Consider the following 16,779-nt stretch of genomic DNA (forward strand, 5'->3'; position numbering starts at 1 on the left):
GCACCATCAGCAACCACATTCCGCAGTTCTACCGGAATACCCAGCACCCCAACACAATCGACACCCGCCCATCATCGAAAGTGGGACAGAGCCAACAATCACTTAGCGCCATCAGCGATCGGCGACAGTGCCGGGCATGACGGTGCGCAGGATGGATTCGGCGGCGGTGGCCGACAACGAGCGTTTCGCGCCGCCGGGTATCAGTTCCCGCAGAAGGGCATGGAGTTGGTTGAGCAGCCTGGTGCGGTGCCGGTTGAGTGTGTGGCGCCGCTCGTCGAGCAGTGCCAGCGCGTCGGTGTGCCCCTCGACGACGACCGGGCGGCTGTCTCCTCGGATCGCCGCGGCGCAGGCCGCGGCTGCAGCATCGATCGGATCGTTCTTGCGGCGGCCTCCTCGGGACAGGGCACGGATCTTGGCAGTGGCGGTAGGTGGAACATCGACGACACGCTCACCCTGCCCGATCAGCCACTGAGCGAGATGGTGTCCGAGCCCATCGGCGTTCTCGACCGCCCAATATCGGTCGGTCCACCGCTGAGCCCACTGCAGTAGCCGACGGTATTCATCGAGGCTGGACGAGATCCTGATCGTGTCGACGGTCGTCGTCTCACGTGCCTCGACCGCAGTGGCGGTATGCGACGACTTGTGCGGGTCGACACCGAGAATGATCATCCGACGGGCTTCCTTGCGTGACTGTTGGACCAGGAGGGACCGCGGCCGACAAGCCGACTTCCAGAAACGACGCTGAAGCGTCGTGGTCGTCATCCCTCTGTCGAGTCAGGCCGCAGACGGAAGCGAGCGCAGCGACCAGACCATCGGCGAGTCAACCCAGACCGGGCAACAGATAGTTGTCGAGCCAGCCGCGCCCGCCTCCTGGCACCCCTTCACCGGGTAGCTACTCCCGCGAAACGATGCTTCCACGACCATAAGTCGATAGTTGTAATAGTCCTGCCACTCTTTGAGTTTCGCGTTGAAAATGTTGACGTCGTCGATGACCACGCCGTCGAGAAGCCGGTAGAACTCCTCGGCGTCGATCCGGTGCGAGCGCTCCACCTTCCCGTTCAAGCGCGGCGTTCGCGGCTTGATGTAGACGTGGTTGATGCCCTTGTCCAGCACGTGCCGGTGGAACCCGGACTGGAACTCCGCCCCGTTATCGGTCTGAATCGTTTCGACCGCGAACGGCAGCTGCGGGAGCACGTAGTCCAGGAACTGGATCGCGGTCTTCTGGTTGTTGCGCGGATAGATCTTCAAGATCCGCAACCGCATGCAGTCATCGATCGCGGTGAACTGGTAGAACTTCCCGCGCCGACCAACCGGTTTCACCGCCGGGGTGCCGGGCTTGGCGGGGAGGCGTTCGACGAACTTGACGTCGATCTACACGTGGTGGCCAGGGCGTTGCTTCTCGTATCGCTCCCAGCGGCGGTCGTGGCGCTTGTAGCGCTGGGAGGCCGGTAGCCGGCACATGTCGAGTCGTTTGAGGATGCGCCAGACGCCGGATTTGCTGATCTTGATGTCGTGGTAGCGCTCGAGGTACATGCGGATCTTGTCCGGGCCGAAGTGGTAATGCTGGCGCAGATGGATGATCTTCTCGATGACCTCGGCGCGAGTCGCAGTGGGGCTGGTCCGCGGGCGCCGTGACCGTTCGCGCAGTCCGTCCACACCTTCGGTCTCATATCGTCGCAGCCACGTGTAGTACGTGGGACGGCTGATGCCGAAGTACCGGCAGGTCATCGCGACGTTGCCGGTGACTTCCTCGACATGACGAAGGACCGCCAGGCGCCGACGCACCTCGCGGTCCATGACAGGCTCGCTCACCCGAATCTCCCTACGGTTCAGAGGGTCCGAGTGTCAAGCAACTCCGTCAGTTTTATACCGCACTGCAGTAGTAAGGCCCGCCAGATGTACAACGAGACCTACGAACACGGCAAACGCCGCTACGCCGTCGCACAGATCGCCGAAACCTTCGGCGTTTCACGCAAAACCATCTACCGACACCTCCACCGCAACCCCCCGTAACGTCGTCCTTCTGCCCGCGGGTGGGACCACGCGCGTATCCGAATCGAGCCATGCCCGAAACTGTCCCATAAAGGGCCGACAGCCCCGGTTTCGTCCCGTAGATTCCGCACACGGGTCCTGGCCCGGTTCGAGATTTCGACGAACTGCGGCTTCGCAGATCCGATTCGCCGCGCTCGATCTGGGAAAAAACGACTGTTTTTGCCCCCCTGAACCAGGCGCTGCGATGATGTTGACCCCGCGCCCCCGGATGACCCGCGCCTGTCATTCGGGGGCGAATTCGCCGGATAAGGATGGCGGCAGAATGCCGAGCGCCTCCCTACTACGCCGGATCTGCGGGGCGCGTGCTCCGGCAGTCAGTCGAGGGGGTAGGGCCGGTTCTCGGCGATGGTCTTCATGACCAGTGTGGAGGTGAGTTTCTCGACGCCGGGGAGGGTGGCGAGGGAGCGGTCGTAGACCTGCTGGAAGTCGGGGAGGTCGCGCGCGATCACCCGCAGCAGATAGTCCGGTGTGCCGAACAGTCGGTGGGCTTCGAGGATATTGGCGACCTCGCCGACGGCGATCTCGAATGCTTCGACGGTGGCCCGGTCGGCCGAGGCCATCGTAACGAAGACCAGCGACTCGAAACCGAGTCCGAGGGCTTTCGCGTTCAGGTTGGCGCGGTAGCCGGCGATGGCGCCGAGTCGCTCCAGAGCGCGGACCCGACGGTGACACGGCGAAACGCTCAGGCGCACTCGTGCGGCGAGTTCGGTGACCGTGAGCCGCCCGTCTCGCTGGAGCTCGGCAAGTATCTTCCGGTCTACCGCATCCACGCGCAAGATTTTGCCATTCGCAGCGGCATTCCAAGGAAGACTTGGAAGCACATTCTCCCTGTTCACCCCTAGTCTTCCGATCATGGGATTTGGGGTTCTCGGCGCATTCTGGGCGGTGTCATTGCTGTTCGCCTGCACCCCTGGTGCGGAATGGGCCTACACGATCACCGCCGGGCTGCGCTATCGGAGTCCTGCGCCCGCCGTGGCGGGTATGTTGGGTGGACACCTGCTCGCCACGATCGCGGCGGCGGTCGGGATCGCCGCGACCCTGGCTGGGTCGCCGCCGCTGATGACCGCACTGACCGCTCTGGGCGCGGCCTACCTGATAGGACTGGGTATAGGCACCTTCCGCAACCCACCAACACCACACGCCGACATCGACATCGCTTCGGCGTCACGCTCGCGCCAGGTGATGAAGGGTTTCGGCGTGAGCGGGCTCAACCCCAAAGTGTTCGTCCTATTCCTGGCTCTGCTACCCCAGTTCTCCGACCCGACAGACGCTTGGCCGATCGCCGTCCAGATCCTCGCCCTCGGAACAGTCCACATCGTGAACTGCCTGGTGATCTATACCGGCGTCGGCCTGTGCGCCCGGTTCGTCCTCGGGACCCGACCGACCGCCACCAGGATGGTCGGGCAAGTCTCGGGTGTAACGATGGTCGGTCTCGGCGTTATCCTGCTGATCGAACAGCTCGCCCACTGAATCGTCGCCGTCCACGGGAGGGGCGATGTCGCGAAGCGCATCAGAACAGGGTGTCGCGCCCCCGCAACGGCCGGTATCCAGTCGGGCCCAGGGCAGCGAGTTCGGCGTCGATGTCGACCTCGATCGCGCCGAAGAAGTTGATGTTCTCGCTGTGCGCTGGGTTTCCTCGGGCTCCCGGAGTGCTGAGGGCTGCTGAAGCTCGCTGCCGCGCAGGTCAAAGCCGGTGCGGGAGTAGGTTATCGAGTGCGACAGGTGTTGCGCAAGGTGGTGGGTCAGCGTGTGTTGAGGCGGGTCATCAGTTCCCGGTTGGCGTCGCGGGCGGCGTCGAGTTCGTCCTGTCGCTCGGCGAGTTCTTCTCGCAGATCGAGGTTGATCTGCTCGAGGTCTGTGATGCGGCGTTGGAGGGTGTCGATGTCGGTCGGTGCGCCGAGTCCTGATGTTCGCCAGAGGTCTTCGCCGAGTGTTTGGGAGAGCCGCCGTTCGAGGGTGCTGATGGTTTGGGCCATGCGGGCGTTGCGGGCCTGGAGGTTGACCAGATCGGCCAGCAACGACTCGCGGCTGACCGCCGGATGACCCATCGGAGTCGACGGCGGTTTGGCCGCTTCGGCGAGGACTGTCGCGTGCAGGTCGGCATGCCGATAGAGGAATGTGCGATGGACCCCGGCAGCCCGCGCGATCCCGGAGACGGTGATGGCCTCACCTGAGTTGCGGGCCGCGTTGAGGGCTTTGAGGACCGCCTGGCGGCGCCGGGAGCTGTCGTCAGCTCGGGCGCGGGTCAGCGAATCGGTGTTTCCCGTGGTCATGCCGTTTCTCCGGGTTGGTCGGGGCGTGGCGGGGCGACGCGCGGTGTCCCCAGGTTCACGATGCGGCGAGTCTTGCGGATGACCTTGATGGCGTTGTTGATTTGATCGCGTTCGTCGGTGGTCAGATCGTCGAGGTCGTGTTCGACGCGGCGGACGAGTTGGCGAACCTTCTGGATCTCGGCTTCGGACGGGACAGCTTCGGAGCGGGCCCATTGATCCAATTCGCCTGTGGCGAGGACGCGTTCACGGTCGCGCAGCAGGTCTTGCAGATAGGCCCGCAGGTCCGGGAGATAGGAAGCATCGGTGCGGAAGTGGCCGCAGCCGACGCATCGGAATCGGAACGGACAGTCGTGCCCGCCGGCCTGAACGTTGGTCGGCTCGGTGCAGATGCCATAGGGAACGGCGACCTGGCCGATCTGCATCCGCGCGCGCTCGTCGTCGAGCAGGGCTTCGGCCTGACGCCAGATCCGGTTGCCGTGCCGGTCGAATTGGAACGTGCTGACCCGGTCGATCGCCTCGCGGGTCCGCTTTTCGGTGACGCGGTAATAGATCTCGGTGGTGGCAGTTGAGTTGTGTCCCATGAGATCTCGCAACACATCGAGCGGCACTCCCGCATCGGCGTGACGCTGTGCGTAGGAATGCCGATAGGCGTAGGGCACCAGATCATTGGGTTTGTCGATCACGATGCCGCCGGGCAACTCGATCGGCAGCAAAGCGTGGATCCAGGTCCGGTGCGCCGAACCGAAGCTCGGCTGGGGTATGGGTCGTTGGCCGCGCGGGTTCCTCAGCGTTGAAGGCAGCAGCGGCAGTGTGCTCCGGTCGGCCTTCGGGTAGCGAGCGATCACAACGTTTCGCTGCGCCTCGATCACCGCCGCGGTGCCGTCGGTGATCGGCAGCCGCCGATTCTTGCGGTGTAGTTTGAAGTCCTCGAAGATCAGGACGTATTTGCCATCGCGGTCTTGGTCGAGGCAGTCCAGCGGCAGGTTGAGGATCTCATCCGGGCGTCGCCCGGTGTCCATCATCAGCTCGGTCGCGACGCGGATCTCCCGACTGGACCGTTCCTCGAGGATTGGCAGCGCTGAATAGAGGTGCCGCATCACGGGGTCGGGCAGTGCGCGACCCGGGCTGTCGTCGTCGGCCTCCTGTGGGATGTCACCGCGACGCAGGGCGAAGTCCTCCGGCATCCCGGCTGCCGACCGGCCGGACTGGGTGAATCCCAGGGCTCTGAAGTCGCGCAGGATGCGGGCGGTGTCTCGGGTCAGCCGGACCCGCCAGGATCTGCTCATCGTGCCGCTGGTTTCCAGGTATGCCATTCGGTTGAGGTAGCCGACGATGTCGGCGCGGGTCAGAAGTCCTGGTGCCTCGCCGTGGTCTGCGCGCTGCAAGTGCAAGCTGTCGGAGAGAAATCGCATCGCTTTCACCTTCGATGCGACGACCGCAGCAGCGGACTTTCCTCGGTGGGTGGGCAGTTCCTCGAATGCCCATTCCTTCAGTGACTCCCGCATCCATCGTTGCCGAATGCCGGTGAAGTTGATCGTTCCTCGATGGCCGAAAACCGTTGCGTTCCAGATGTCTTTGTGCCGTTCTTCCTCTGGTGTCGAAGCTACTCGGCGTAGGTGGCCGATGAGGGACCGTCGGAGGGCGGCCACGTTCTGTTCGTGGTCCATGCCGTCGAGATCGACGATCGAGGCAACCTGTTGGACCCGGAGCCTGTAGGTGAAGAATCGCAGGATCCGCAACGGTGTCTTCGTGCCGGTCGCCGACCGCAGTTGCAGACCGAGCAGCAGCTCCGCGATCACCAGATCGGGCAGACCGCGCAAGCTGATCTGACCGCGTTCGACCACAGCTCCTTGCGTCCGGCACCAGATTTCGAGGTCTGGTGGATTCACGCTCTTTTTCACCAGAAGCGCCCACTTCATGCCGTGGGACCGACACATTCTCAGCGGACCACCCGAGTCGCGTTGCCGAGGACACGCCACGACTCGGCAAGGACCGAATGACGGCAATGCGACAACCAGGGGCGATGACAAGAACGTCTCCATCGACACCTTCATCTGGCGCGTTCGCTGCCAGTTGTGGGCCCGGCAGAGCTGCTTGATGGTGCTCAATGCCGGTCGCGGACAGTCGGTGACCACGCAGGGGCCTTCACCGATCATCCGGCCGGTGCGGCCGATCTCCCAGAACTCCTCGATAGTCATCGGCTCCTCGAGCGCTTTCCAGCGCAGGTGGCAATGAGGGCAAAGACCGTGGACACGCGCAGCGACAACATCGCAGCCGGTCACATGGCAGATCGCGTAGCCCAGCGCCGGATGGTCCGGAGGGATCATCAGCACTCCGTTGTCCGGATCCCAGCCGACGGTCTCCAGGAACTCCGGATCCAGCGCCGCCTGATAACGCTCCCGCAGATCGCCACCATCCTGGCTCGGGATCGCGAGCAGTCTCGCCGCGCCGCTCACCGAGCGCCCCCACCCGGCCCGTGCAGCGCAGCGACCCGCTCGACCGCGGCGCGCTGGCGCCCGAAGTCGGGATGGATGTAAACCTGGGTCGAACTGGGTGAGCGATGCCCCAGTAGTTGCTGCACCTCGTCGACTGCGCCGCCGGCATCGAGCACGTTGCTGGCGAACGCGTGCCGCAGCATGTGCGGTGAAACTACGCGCCCGATCCCCGCGCGCCGTGCAAGCCTGTCCAGCAGCTCGTTCAACGCGCCGGGCGTCATCGGCTCACCCAGCCGACCACGCGCGATGTTGACCAACACGTAGTCGCTGTCGACGGGTAAAGATCGGCCCTGCCTTTCCCAGCACCACTGGTCATAGGCCTGCACCACCAGCCAATCCGCCGGAACGCACCGACAATGGCGGGATTTGGCCCAGGCCTGATTGGAATTCGGCCGCCGAACAACATGCAGATGCGGTCCCGTCACCGCGCAACCCAGCGCGGTCGCCTCGACAACGAAGTGCAGGTCCTCACGTCGCAGCCCAGCCGCTTCGCTGCGCCGCAACCCGGCCCGACCCAGCAACATCAGGATGAAACGGTCTCGGGCCAACCGACAGGCGCGCAGCAAAGCCACCGCCTCCTCGTCGCTAGCCCTGTCCACCGTCGTGCCCGGCTCGCTGAGCCGATGACGAGCCTTCGCCCGCGGCAGCACCGCCATTCCCTCGCCCTGCAATTCGGCGGGCAGATCAAGAGTGCTGCCCAACTCGTAAATCTGGGCCATCACTTCCGGCCTGGCTTCTCCCGCCGTCACCGCGAACACCAGCAGACCACGCACGGCGGTCAAGATCGCGTTGACCCGCCGCTCCCCACGGACCGGCTCACGCCCTGGCCCGATCAGCACACTGGCCGACCTCGAATCCGGGGTGTATCGCAACCACAGGATGAACGAGCCAAGCGCAGCACCAGCCTCTCGCCACTCACGTCCGGTCAGTTGGCACCAGTTCAGATACAACACCAGCGAACTCGCGTAGGCAGCAGTAGTCCCCTCCGCACAGTCCTGCCCAAATCTCAAGTGCCGCAGAAACTTGTCGACACAACCAACAACCCGCAACTCATCATCGAGCACCGTCCAGTACCGATCCCCAGACGGCAACCGCACCTCGAACCGCCGCAACCGACGTACCCTCCACACCTGTAGGACTTCCGACGTGAACTACGTGCACGACAGTCCTACGAATGATGTCGCGCACGAAGCCACCGACTCTTCCACGCGACAGTCCGCTACACCCCAGAGAACCCGAGGAAAGCCGGGGAGATGTGGGTCAGCACCTCGTAGTCGATGCGGCGCCCGGATCGGCGCATCTGCTCCACGGCCAGCCCGTAATACTCTGTCGTCCAAGCGATCACGGCGTTCGTCGCGAGGGTCGAGCACCAGGCTTGCCCGGTTTGGCCGTCCAGCTGCCGGGCCCGGATCATGCCCTCGTGGGGGTAGAGCAGGTCGCGGCGCAGCGCGTGCAGGGATTGTCGGGTAGCGGCGGCGCATTGCTGCGCCGCCGCCCCCTCAGAACCGGGCGAGCGAGTTACCCCGCACCTCGGCTCAAGCAAGCCGCGAGGGCGTTGCGGGTAACGAAGACGTCGGGTTCCCGCGCTCGCGCGCCCGTAGGCTGCGGTTGCAGGAAGCGTGCACGAGTCGTGTTCGTTGACCGTCCGGAAAGCCACGTTGTCCGTTGTGGGTCAGATAGTTGGCTGCTATCGCCCTGCGGACAACGCTCAGCCACCAGTGTTCCCACGCGATCGGGGATTGCGGTGGCTGATCGGCGGAGAGGAGATGATCCCAGCAGAGTGGGCAGCGCCCGTCCTGCCTGGCGAGCAGGTGCAGGTTGTGGCTGTCCAACGGTGCTGTGATCTTCTTCCGCCGTTTGACCCAGTAGCCGATCAGATCCGGGTCGTCGGGTGACGCCCGGTCGGCAACCAACTGGTGCCGGACAATCTTGGTCCAGGCGAACTTGGGCAGATAGACAACGTCGCCGCGGTCATTTGCGCGACTGCGGTCGCCGAAAACCCACCGGTCGTTCCTGAACTTGTTGAACTTGCCGAAGTATCTCCTGACGATAACTTCGTCGACTTGTTGGGATGGCTGAATCTGGCCCACCGGAAGGTGAGCCACCACACATGGCGGTCCAGCTTGTCGAATATCTTGCTGGAGACCACCCCTCGGTAGTAGGCCGCCCACCCGCGAATGATCGGAGTGAGCTTGGCGATCACCGCCGCCGCGTTCGAACCGCGCTGATTGCGCACCTCGGTCGTGAGCCTCTTCCGAATTCGCCGGACCGCATCCTGGCTCGGTTTGATAATCAGCTTGCCCTGCGAACGTCGACGCAGGTTGAAGCCCAAGAAGTCGAATCCCTGCGAGAGGTGCACGACTCGGGTCTTGTCTTCGTTGAACACAAGCCCTCTGGGTTTCAGCCACTCGGCCAGCGCTGCCTTAACGCGGTCGGCCTGCTGCTCGGAGTAGCAGCAGGCCACCAGATCATCGGCGTATCTCACCAGGATCGGAGTTCCTGCTACCGCTCTGCCGGGCTCAGCCCAGGTTGTGTGGTAGCGGACTCCTGCGGCCTCTTCCAGCCCGTGAAGTGCCACATTCATCAACAACGGACTGATCACCCCACCTTGAGGACTTCCCTCATCGGTTGGGGAGAAGGTTCCATTTTCGACCACTCCGGCTTTCAACCATCGCCCGATCTGTTCCCTGGCTGGAAATGTTCCGAGCGCGTCGAGGAGTCGGGTGTGATCTATTCGATCGAATGCGGCTGACAGGTCGGCATCCAAGATCCACACTCTGCGGGCGCGCGCCCCGCTGAGTGTATTGAACAAGGATCCGATCGCGTCGGCGCAACTACGACCCGGCCGAAACCCGTAGGAACGGGCCTCGAACCGAGCTTCCCACTCCGGTTCCAGTGCGTTGCGGACCCGAGCCTGATGACACCGGTCCATGATCACGGGAATCCCGAGCGGTCGCCGCTTCCCGTTGGGCTTGGGAATGTGCACGCGCCGGACTGGCAGCGGGTTCCAGGACCGACGCGTTCGATGGACCTGAAGTGCCACCCGCGCCCTGGATTCCGGGGACAGGGCGACCTGTCCGTCGATTCCCGCCGTCCGACGCCCAGTGTTGCGCTGGGTTACCTGCCGAACACCGAGCAGAGTGTTCGACCACGATCGCAACATCATCTTCTGCAAGGATCGCACCTTTGCCCAATCCTCGTCCCGCGTCGCCTTGAAGATCCTCCGCCGCAGTCTTCCTACGCTCTCTTCGTGCCACCGCCAATCGATCGCGGTCCAGTCGAGAGCGTCCTCGGATCCGTTCACCTCGGTGTCCAACTTGCTCCTCGGTTCAGAAGACGTTCGGCTTCGATGTTCATCGGCTCACCTGCCCACGTCAGCGCCCTTTCAGGCCCGGCAGCAAGGCCGGCATCCGGCCGGTTCCCTACGGTGGCCGCATGGAGTGGCGGCCCGGCACCGCAGGTCCCGTTGCCTTTCGGCCACCGGCATCCGCTTCTTGGGCATCCTGTCCCGCCGAGGGATTCAGCCCCTCTTGCGATCGGCTTACCGGGCCTGCGGCCCGGACCTCGACGGGGTTTCCACGTTCCGCGCACACGAGATGCGACCGGCTTGGGCGCCCCCTAAACCCCGAGGCCAGCGGTGTTCCCTCGACCAGCAAGGCGGCGCTGGTCGTCGCTTGCCGCCTCTTCCAGCGGCCAGGCCCTATACCCTGGTCCTCGTCCCGTCGCCCAGGGCTCTCAATGACGGGGCCTCATCGGGGGTTCACCTGCGTTCGCCCATCCGGTCTTCCCCTCACCTGGTTGTCCCCCCGGACGGAACGGGGGCCCTTGGGCTTCTCCCCTGAGCTTCGCACCTCGCCAGGCTGGACCTATCGACGCACGTCAGGGTGGGGACCGATCTCGAACACTGATCGAGAACTACACATCCGGCATGAACCGGCCTCCAATCTGCGAGCTCACTCGCTGTGCGCGACTTCGTGTCGCACCTCCCTTGTTGAGCTGGCGGGAGATCTTGCGCCGGTAGTCGGGGTCGGCGAGGTATTTCGCGGCGTAGATCGTGCGCCGCAACGCCCCGTACTCCTAAATTCGGCCGATGCTACGGCTTCCCCCAAAAGGCGGATCGCGGTCGTCGAAGGGCTGATCGCGCTCGGACATTCGGGACGGTCGGCCTGCCGAGCTGCCAGCGACAACAGATCTACCTTCTTCCGGCAACCACGGCAGCCGTTGTCCACCAGAACATTCGCAGGATCGTCGTCGCCGACGAGATATCCCGGATTAAAGCCCGGTCACGCGGGACCTACGGCAAACGCCGGATCAAGGCTGCGTTGCTGGCCCAGTGCGAGGTGATCGTCAACCACAAGCTGGTGGCCTAGACCATGTCCGAGCGTAGGCTGTCCGGCCTGCCCGACGCAAACGTCGCGGTCACCCGAGGCTCCTCGGTTTGTCGCTGCCGGAGATCGCCGCCCGCTACGGCAACATTCGACCTACCCACGCATCCGCTACATACGCGAATAACTCACCACCTTGACGATATACGTACGTGATAATTCGCCGCCGCACGCTGAATCACCTACGTGGATTTTACCGCCCTAGCGGCCCGCTCCACGCAGGCCGGGTCTTGCCAAAATCTCGCAACGCGTGTACTTTGACGTATCCATTCCCAATCTCTGAAGTGAGGTCTTACATGGACGTCCAAATCCTCCTGACGGAGGTCATTCCTTACATCGACACGTTGAAAGTTTTCAGCGCGTTGACGGACTCGATTATTCACCTCGCGGGGTACGCGGCCCCGATCGAAATCTGACGGCGAGGTGTGAACTGTAGCAGCAATTTGTAGTCATCCGGAGAACGAAATATGAGCACTCGGGCGCCTGTATTCGATGAGCTGGTCGGCGATGAACAGGTATTCTTTCGCGAATACTTCGATCGCATGCCATTGCTCCGGCGTGCGGCCATTCAAGGTGATGTACGCGAGGTTCTCCGCGCGGAGGATCTCGACGAGTTGCTGCATCGCGAGTCGCTCCGATTGCCTTATGTGTCGATTTTCGGCCGCGAATCATCTTATCAGGTGTCCCGGCTCATACACGGTAAGCCGGTAACCGACTGCGTGGCGCCGGAACGAGTCCACGAACATTTCTTGTCCGGCGCCACGATACAGTGGTATTCAATGAATCATTTCTTTCCGAACCTGCGTGAACTCACGTCGATGTTGGCTCGGAAATTCGCGTCCCGCAGTGAAGTCATCGCATTTCTCAGCGCGGCCGGCGCGAAAGAAAGCGCAGGCTGTCATCAAGATCCGGTGGACCTCTTCATCATTCAAGTCGAAGGTACGAAGAACTGGAAGGTGTGGGCGCCCCGAAAAGGGGAACCCACCTCGCATGAACCGGACGAGCTCGGCGAACCCCTGATCGACACCGATCTCGCGCCCGGCGATGTTTTGTACATGCCCTACGGCACGCCGCATTTGGTCTCGTCCAAGAATGCGATGTCGCTGCACCTTTCCGTCGCGGTGAAGCCTCGCAAATGGAGCGAGTTGTTGATCGACATCGTCGGCGACATCGTGAACGGCGACGCCGCCTTCCGAGGATTCCCCCATCTGGACGAGCAGTTGTCCGACGAGCAGGCGGACACGCTCGAACGGCTCGCCGGATTGCTCGCCGAGCGGATCGCGCTGATCGATCCGAAGGCTCGACTGCAGCAACTGGCTCGAGCCGGGCGCGACGCGGCGGTACCGTCCAACGGCCACGTCTTCGGCGACGCGGCCGGCATCGATCGCGCACAGAAGACGACCGGATTCAAGCGTGGGCCAGCAGAGGTCCTGTTCGGCGATACCGACGACGGTACGTGCACGCTCGAGATTCGGAAAACCACATCCGCGAGCATGGACGGCAAAGTCGAGCACTCCATCCGGAGAACCCGAATCAAGGTTCCGGAGAAAATAGCCGCCGGTCTGCGGCATATGACAGAAGGCGATATTCTGACCGCAGAGGATGTCTTTCCGGTGGGCGACGCTGAGCGATCGCTCGAAGTCGCCAAAAGTCTTGCCCGCATGGACATCCTGCAACCGGTTCGACTGCCAAGTCGATGAGCCTTCCCTCCAAGTCGAGAGGGGCCTGCTCGGAGTATTCGTGCCTGTTCACCGAGCTCTCGGTGTCATGCAGGCATGATACTCAAACCAAGTGCCGTTGCAATACTGATACTCCAGCTGCACTTCGTGGTGTTGTTGGGTAGCCTATTTCGTCGTGTCGGTGGATGAGGATCTGGCTGCGTGGGTGGCTGGGTTGGATGAACGGGCAGCCCCACGTGGTGTTCGGTAAGCCGTTCGGTTCACGGAACACCACACTCGCAGAACTGAGGCCTTGGCCGGTGTCTTGCAGAGGTATTCCGCGAACTGGTCCGATGAACCCCCGTCAGTAACGTCAAACGGTGATCGAGCCCTTCCGTGTCGGATACGTACGCTGTTCCATTGACGAAACAAGACGTCGAGATCCCAATCGAGCGACTGCTCGTCCTCACCGTGCTGCCCGATCGGATTCTCGTCGACAAGGGGTTTTCCGGCACCACCCGCCGCAACCGCACCGGCCTGAACAACGCGCGCACCGCAACCACCTCCGCCGCAGCTGCGGTCACTGACCGGCAGGTGGGGCCGGCCACGACGAAAGTCGACCGGTTCGCCTGCGACATGGCCGAGGCCGGCGAAAGCACTGACGAGCTTGCGTGAGCGCAGCGTCCTGTCGGGCTCGGCAGCCAAATCACGACTGGTCCAACCCGTTAGGCAAACTGTTCCTTCAAACCTCACCATGGTCACCGAATTCAAGCCGAACCTGAACCACCTGCGCGAATGCGCCACTATTCAGCGGGCACGATTGGCGATCCCCCGCCTCGACCCGGCGCGGGCGGAACCAGGGCGCCGGCGGGCGCAACAGCGTTAGGTGCAGATCTTCCGGGTGCCTGGGCCGGCATTCGCGGTGGGGAGGGTAGTGGCGCAGCAGGTCCGCCTCGCTCTGCAGGGCCGGACTCACGGCTGCCGCAGGCGGGAGCAGCTGTCATGTTTTGTGTTTCGGCGCATGTTGGCGACGCAGCGACCGGTTCTGCGGATGCAGTGGAATCAGCAAGTAACAACGACGCCGACGTGGCGGCCAGCGCGAGCCAATGACACCATCCTCGTGAGCGAGTCACAACCATATCGGGTCACCGTAGACGGCGACCGAGTTGTCGGCCGTAGCTGTGGATATCGACACGATCGCAAATGAGCGTAGGCTAACGGCGCCCGCGCACGCGTCGATCTTGATCTGCACCTGGTCAACGGAGATAGAACCATGGGGTCCGGCAAGCGATTTGGTTTCAAAGACAATGTCGCTGATGGTACCCGGTTTGATGGTTGTCGATATGTTCGGCAAAGCCAATGCGCTGCCGCCCACTGCCAGACCGGGAGATGGAGCGACCGTCACCGCCACACTCGGACCGATCGCAGCGGACATCCCGAGGGTGAGACCGTTAGAAACGTCCGCTTGACAGCCGATCTGGTATCCCAACTGCAGTGCTCCTGAATTCACCGCCTCCCGGCCCTCGCCGCTGACATCGGCTGCGACCGACAAGGTGGCAAATCCTTCACGGGTGAACGGCGTAGCAGCCAGATTGGGTACGCGCTGAAGATCTTCCGCAGTCTTGCTAATCCGCAGCTCCCAACCGTCCTCGGTCGTGACGACGCGAGATTTGTCCTCCGTTTTATCGGCAGACGCGGTGGCGCTAGCAATCCCGACCACCGCAGTGGCGGCGAGTCCGAGGATCGTTATCATTGAGCCCCTCAAATGAAATCCTTCGTTCCGAAAGCAATTGGGGCCCTCATATTACAGCGCCTCTTCGAAATCCTATGCATGTTGTTCCCAGAGCCGACGGGGCCGCGCGGGGGCGCGTCATACAGATTTGACTATCTCCACGATACGGAGGTGGCCGGGCCGGACGCTGGGCCATCGGGCGTTCGCGCCTCCACGACGATCCGTTCACCCTCATCGACCACATCCTCGACAACCGGCGGCAAACCCCGGGACGGCACCCGACAACGAGAGTCACCTCAACCATCGAGGCATCATGCCGTCACCTACCCTCGGCCACCACCGGAAGTGAGCTGGGCATGATCTTCAACGCCCAACAGGACGCGGTCTGGCGACGGACCAAGGCCGGCAACGAACTGCGGTCACTGCTGCGGGAGTACTATCCGGCCTTCCTGGACGTCTTCGCTGGGAAATCTGCCACCAACTTGGCCAATTCGAGGCCCGCGCCGTCCTGTCCATCGCCCCCACTCCAGCCCACCTCGCCAAACTCACCAAAGCCCGGGTCGCGGCTGCGTTGCGCCGAGCCGGACGCCACCGCGGCATCGACGCGCTCGCCACCGAGATCCACAAAGGCTTACGGCGCCCCCCAACGGCGCCAACCGGCCTGGTGGAGACAGCCTTCGGCCGCCAGGCCATGGGTTTGTTGGCAGCTCTCGACACCGCCTGCGACAGCACTGACGACCTCGAACAGGGCCGCTGCCGAGGAATTCCGCAAGCACGCCGACCACGCCATCATCACCATGCATGGCACCGCGTCCACGACGCATTGTGGGACCGCGCACGGGTACGTGCCGGACTTGCCCCGCAGCCCACGGCCGCGGTGATCGACTCGCAGACCGTCCGTGGCTGCGATACCGTGGCGGCAGCCACGGCCGGCTACGACGCGGGCAAGGAGATCAAGGGCCGTAAACGTCACATAGCCACTCACACCAGCGGACTGCTGCTGGCCGTGGTAGTGACTGCCGCGTCGATTCAGGACCGCGACGCTGCGCACCGGCTGCTGGCCGCCGTGCGGGCCCGCTTCGCCACCGTCTCGCTGGTGTTCGCCGACGGCGGCTATGCCGGACGGCTCGTTGTATGGGCGAAATTCGTGCTGGCACTGACAGTTCAGATCGTCAAACGCCGCGATACGGCCACCGGATCCGAGGTTTTGCCCGCCGGTGAGTAGTGGAGCGTTCGTTCGGGTGGCTGGGTCAAACACCGCCGCGGTGTCCGCGACTACGAGACTCGCCTCGACCACCATGAGACGATGGTTTACCTAGCCTCGATACACACTCTCACCCGCCGACTTGCCCGCACCACCGACCAGCGCACCTGAGCCGACAGACGTAGCCGAACATTCGCTCTGTCGATACGGGACAGGGCGACCAGCTGGTTCTGGCATGGATGTTCGAGCTCGTACTAATGTCTGGTTGCATGTTTATGCTTCATAGTCGACTCGGGGCCAAGCCGGGCAAACGAGATGAGTTGCTGAAGATCCTTACCGAAGGTGAGCACGCTGATCCTATGCCAGGATGCCGGCTCTACGTTATTGCCCTCGACGAGACCGACCCGGACGGGGTATGGGCAACCGAGATTTGGGAATCCGAATCGGATCATGCAGCTTCGTTGCAGCTTGATGAGGTCAAAGAACGGATCTCACGGGCGATGCCGCTGGTCGATACCGCCGGTATCCGCCAGCAACGGCTCGACGCGCGGACAGGGATTCCCGGCTGAACCGGATCAATACCTGTTTCCGGAGCGTAAGCGCGTGTCAGCGAAGTGCCTTCGAAAGTCCGCAGCCACGCTCACCCACAACACGTCGTCGTGATAAACCACTGAGCCTGCCCGCAGACCCCAACGCAGTTATGCCATATGGCTCACTGCCCGAACTCAGTTCTCAGATGCCCTCTAAGACCATCGCAGGTCGTTGGCGCTGCCCCGCAAGACTCCATCCGGGCCCAATCGGACCATTCTCGGAGCCCTTCAAGAAAGCGGTCATGCCTCTCTATTTAGCTCGTCGGCGAGCAGCACCCGGGTTGCGCCGTGGTGGTGGCCGGTCCCCGATGACGGGACCACCCGGTCTTTGAGTCCGGGTTGTATTCGATCCAGTTTCAGTTGGTGGTGCAGGCCACCGGGTGGTGGCGG

General features: G+C 63.2%; 17 protein-coding genes and 1 pseudogene. 7 read left to right on the top strand and 11 right to left on the bottom strand.

Annotated elements, in window-relative coordinates; all coding sequences use genetic code 11:
- Positions 1-111 precede the first annotated feature (111 nt).
- The 3 genes from AB0L97_RS37055 to AB0L97_RS37065 form a co-directional block, all read right to left on the bottom strand.
- Positions 112-669: a transposase gene (locus AB0L97_RS37055; protein ID WP_364439313.1), complete on the bottom strand. Its 558-nt coding sequence runs from the start codon at positions 667-669 to the stop codon at positions 112-114.
- A 105-nt stretch (positions 670-774) separates the two neighbouring features.
- Positions 775-1,320, bottom strand: coding sequence for a DDE-type integrase/transposase/recombinase (locus AB0L97_RS37060; protein ID WP_364439316.1), 546 nt, complete (start codon positions 1,318-1,320; stop codon positions 775-777).
- Between the two features lie 51 nt (positions 1,321-1,371).
- Positions 1,372-1,812, bottom strand: a complete 441-nt coding sequence (locus AB0L97_RS37065) for a helix-turn-helix domain-containing protein (RefSeq protein ID WP_364439319.1) — start codon at positions 1,810-1,812, stop codon at positions 1,372-1,374.
- An 84-nt stretch (positions 1,813-1,896) separates the two neighbouring features.
- Here AB0L97_RS37065 and AB0L97_RS37070 point away from each other — a divergent pair, with 84 nt between their 5' ends.
- Entirely contained in the window at positions 1,897-2,013 is a 117-nt protein-coding gene (locus AB0L97_RS37070; protein ID WP_364439322.1) for a helix-turn-helix domain-containing protein, read from the top strand.
- Between the two features lie 353 nt (positions 2,014-2,366).
- On the opposite strand, the gene AB0L97_RS37075 is transcribed toward AB0L97_RS37070, so the two are convergent.
- Entirely contained in the window at positions 2,367-2,822 is a 456-nt protein-coding gene (locus AB0L97_RS37075) for an Lrp/AsnC family transcriptional regulator (protein WP_364439325.1), read from the bottom strand.
- A gap of 82 nt (positions 2,823-2,904) precedes the next feature.
- On the opposite strand from AB0L97_RS37075, the gene AB0L97_RS37080 reads away from it, so the two are divergent.
- On the top strand, positions 2,905-3,522 hold the full coding sequence (locus AB0L97_RS37080; protein ID WP_364439328.1) for a LysE family translocator: 618 nt from the start codon (positions 2,905-2,907) through the stop codon (positions 3,520-3,522).
- 272 nt (positions 3,523-3,794) lie between these two features.
- Here AB0L97_RS37080 and AB0L97_RS37085 read toward each other — a convergent pair whose 3' ends face one another.
- The 6 genes and pseudogenes from AB0L97_RS37085 to AB0L97_RS37110 all read right to left on the bottom strand — a co-directional run bounded on the left by AB0L97_RS37085 (position 3,795) and on the right by AB0L97_RS37110 (position 10,885).
- Complete coding sequence (locus tag AB0L97_RS37085) at positions 3,795-4,325, bottom strand: DUF6262 family protein (RefSeq protein ID WP_364439331.1); 531 nt, start codon at positions 4,323-4,325, stop codon at positions 3,795-3,797.
- A complete protein-coding gene (locus tag AB0L97_RS37090) occupies positions 4,322-6,781 on the bottom strand; it encodes a site-specific integrase (RefSeq protein WP_364439334.1) in 2,460 nt (819 codons plus the stop codon). The genes AB0L97_RS37085 and AB0L97_RS37090 overlap by 4 nt, the downstream gene beginning before the upstream one ends.
- Complete coding sequence (locus tag AB0L97_RS37095; protein ID WP_364439337.1) at positions 6,778-7,884, bottom strand: tyrosine-type recombinase/integrase; 1,107 nt, start codon at positions 7,882-7,884, stop codon at positions 6,778-6,780. The genes AB0L97_RS37090 and AB0L97_RS37095 overlap by 4 nt, the downstream gene beginning before the upstream one ends.
- Positions 7,885-8,063: 179 nt before the next feature.
- Positions 8,064-8,282, bottom strand: a pseudogene (locus tag AB0L97_RS37100) (Tn3 family transposase); the annotation flags it as partial.
- 411 nt (positions 8,283-8,693) lie between these two features.
- The gene (gene ltrA / locus AB0L97_RS37105) at positions 8,694-10,124 is read right to left on the bottom strand and encodes a group II intron reverse transcriptase/maturase (protein ID WP_364439359.1); all 1,431 of its coding nucleotides are present in this window, start codon (positions 10,122-10,124) and stop codon (positions 8,694-8,696) included.
- A 611-nt stretch (positions 10,125-10,735) separates the two neighbouring features.
- On the bottom strand, positions 10,736-10,885 hold the full coding sequence (locus tag AB0L97_RS37110) for a Tn3 family transposase (RefSeq protein WP_364439340.1): 150 nt from the start codon (positions 10,883-10,885) through the stop codon (positions 10,736-10,738).
- Positions 10,886-11,082: 197 nt separating this feature from the next.
- Between AB0L97_RS37110 and AB0L97_RS37115 the strand changes: the two genes are divergently transcribed.
- The 3 genes from AB0L97_RS37115 (at position 11,083) to AB0L97_RS37125 (ending at position 13,538) form a co-directional block, all read left to right on the top strand.
- A complete protein-coding gene (locus AB0L97_RS37115; RefSeq protein WP_364439362.1) occupies positions 11,083-11,190 on the top strand; it encodes an IS3 family transposase in 108 nt (35 codons plus the stop codon).
- Positions 11,191-11,672: 482 nt separating this feature from the next.
- A complete protein-coding gene (locus AB0L97_RS37120) occupies positions 11,673-12,905 on the top strand; it encodes a cupin domain-containing protein (protein ID WP_364439344.1) in 1,233 nt (410 codons plus the stop codon).
- Between the two features lie 378 nt (positions 12,906-13,283).
- Positions 13,284-13,538 carry a hypothetical protein gene (locus AB0L97_RS37125; RefSeq protein WP_364439347.1) on the top strand — a complete coding sequence of 85 codons (255 nt, stop codon included), beginning with the start codon at positions 13,284-13,286 and terminating at the stop codon, positions 13,536-13,538.
- A gap of 454 nt (positions 13,539-13,992) precedes the next feature.
- Here AB0L97_RS37125 and AB0L97_RS37130 read toward each other — a convergent pair whose 3' ends face one another.
- Positions 13,993-14,616: an MspA family porin gene (locus AB0L97_RS37130; protein WP_364439350.1), complete on the bottom strand. Its 624-nt coding sequence runs from the start codon at positions 14,614-14,616 to the stop codon at positions 13,993-13,995.
- Positions 14,617-15,259: 643 nt separating this feature from the next.
- Between AB0L97_RS37130 and AB0L97_RS37135 the strand changes: the two genes are divergently transcribed.
- Positions 15,260-15,820, top strand: coding sequence for a transposase (locus AB0L97_RS37135; RefSeq protein WP_364439353.1), 561 nt, complete (start codon positions 15,260-15,262; stop codon positions 15,818-15,820).
- Positions 15,821-16,068: 248 nt separating this feature from the next.
- Entirely contained in the window at positions 16,069-16,368 is a 300-nt protein-coding gene (locus tag AB0L97_RS37140) for an antibiotic biosynthesis monooxygenase family protein (protein WP_364439356.1), read from the top strand.
- Positions 16,369-16,779: the final 411 nt, after the last annotated feature.

It is taken from the genome of Nocardia sp. NPDC051911 (assembly GCF_040681035.1).
Classification (GTDB): Bacteria; Actinomycetota; Actinomycetes; order Mycobacteriales; family Mycobacteriaceae; genus Nocardia; species Nocardia sichangensis.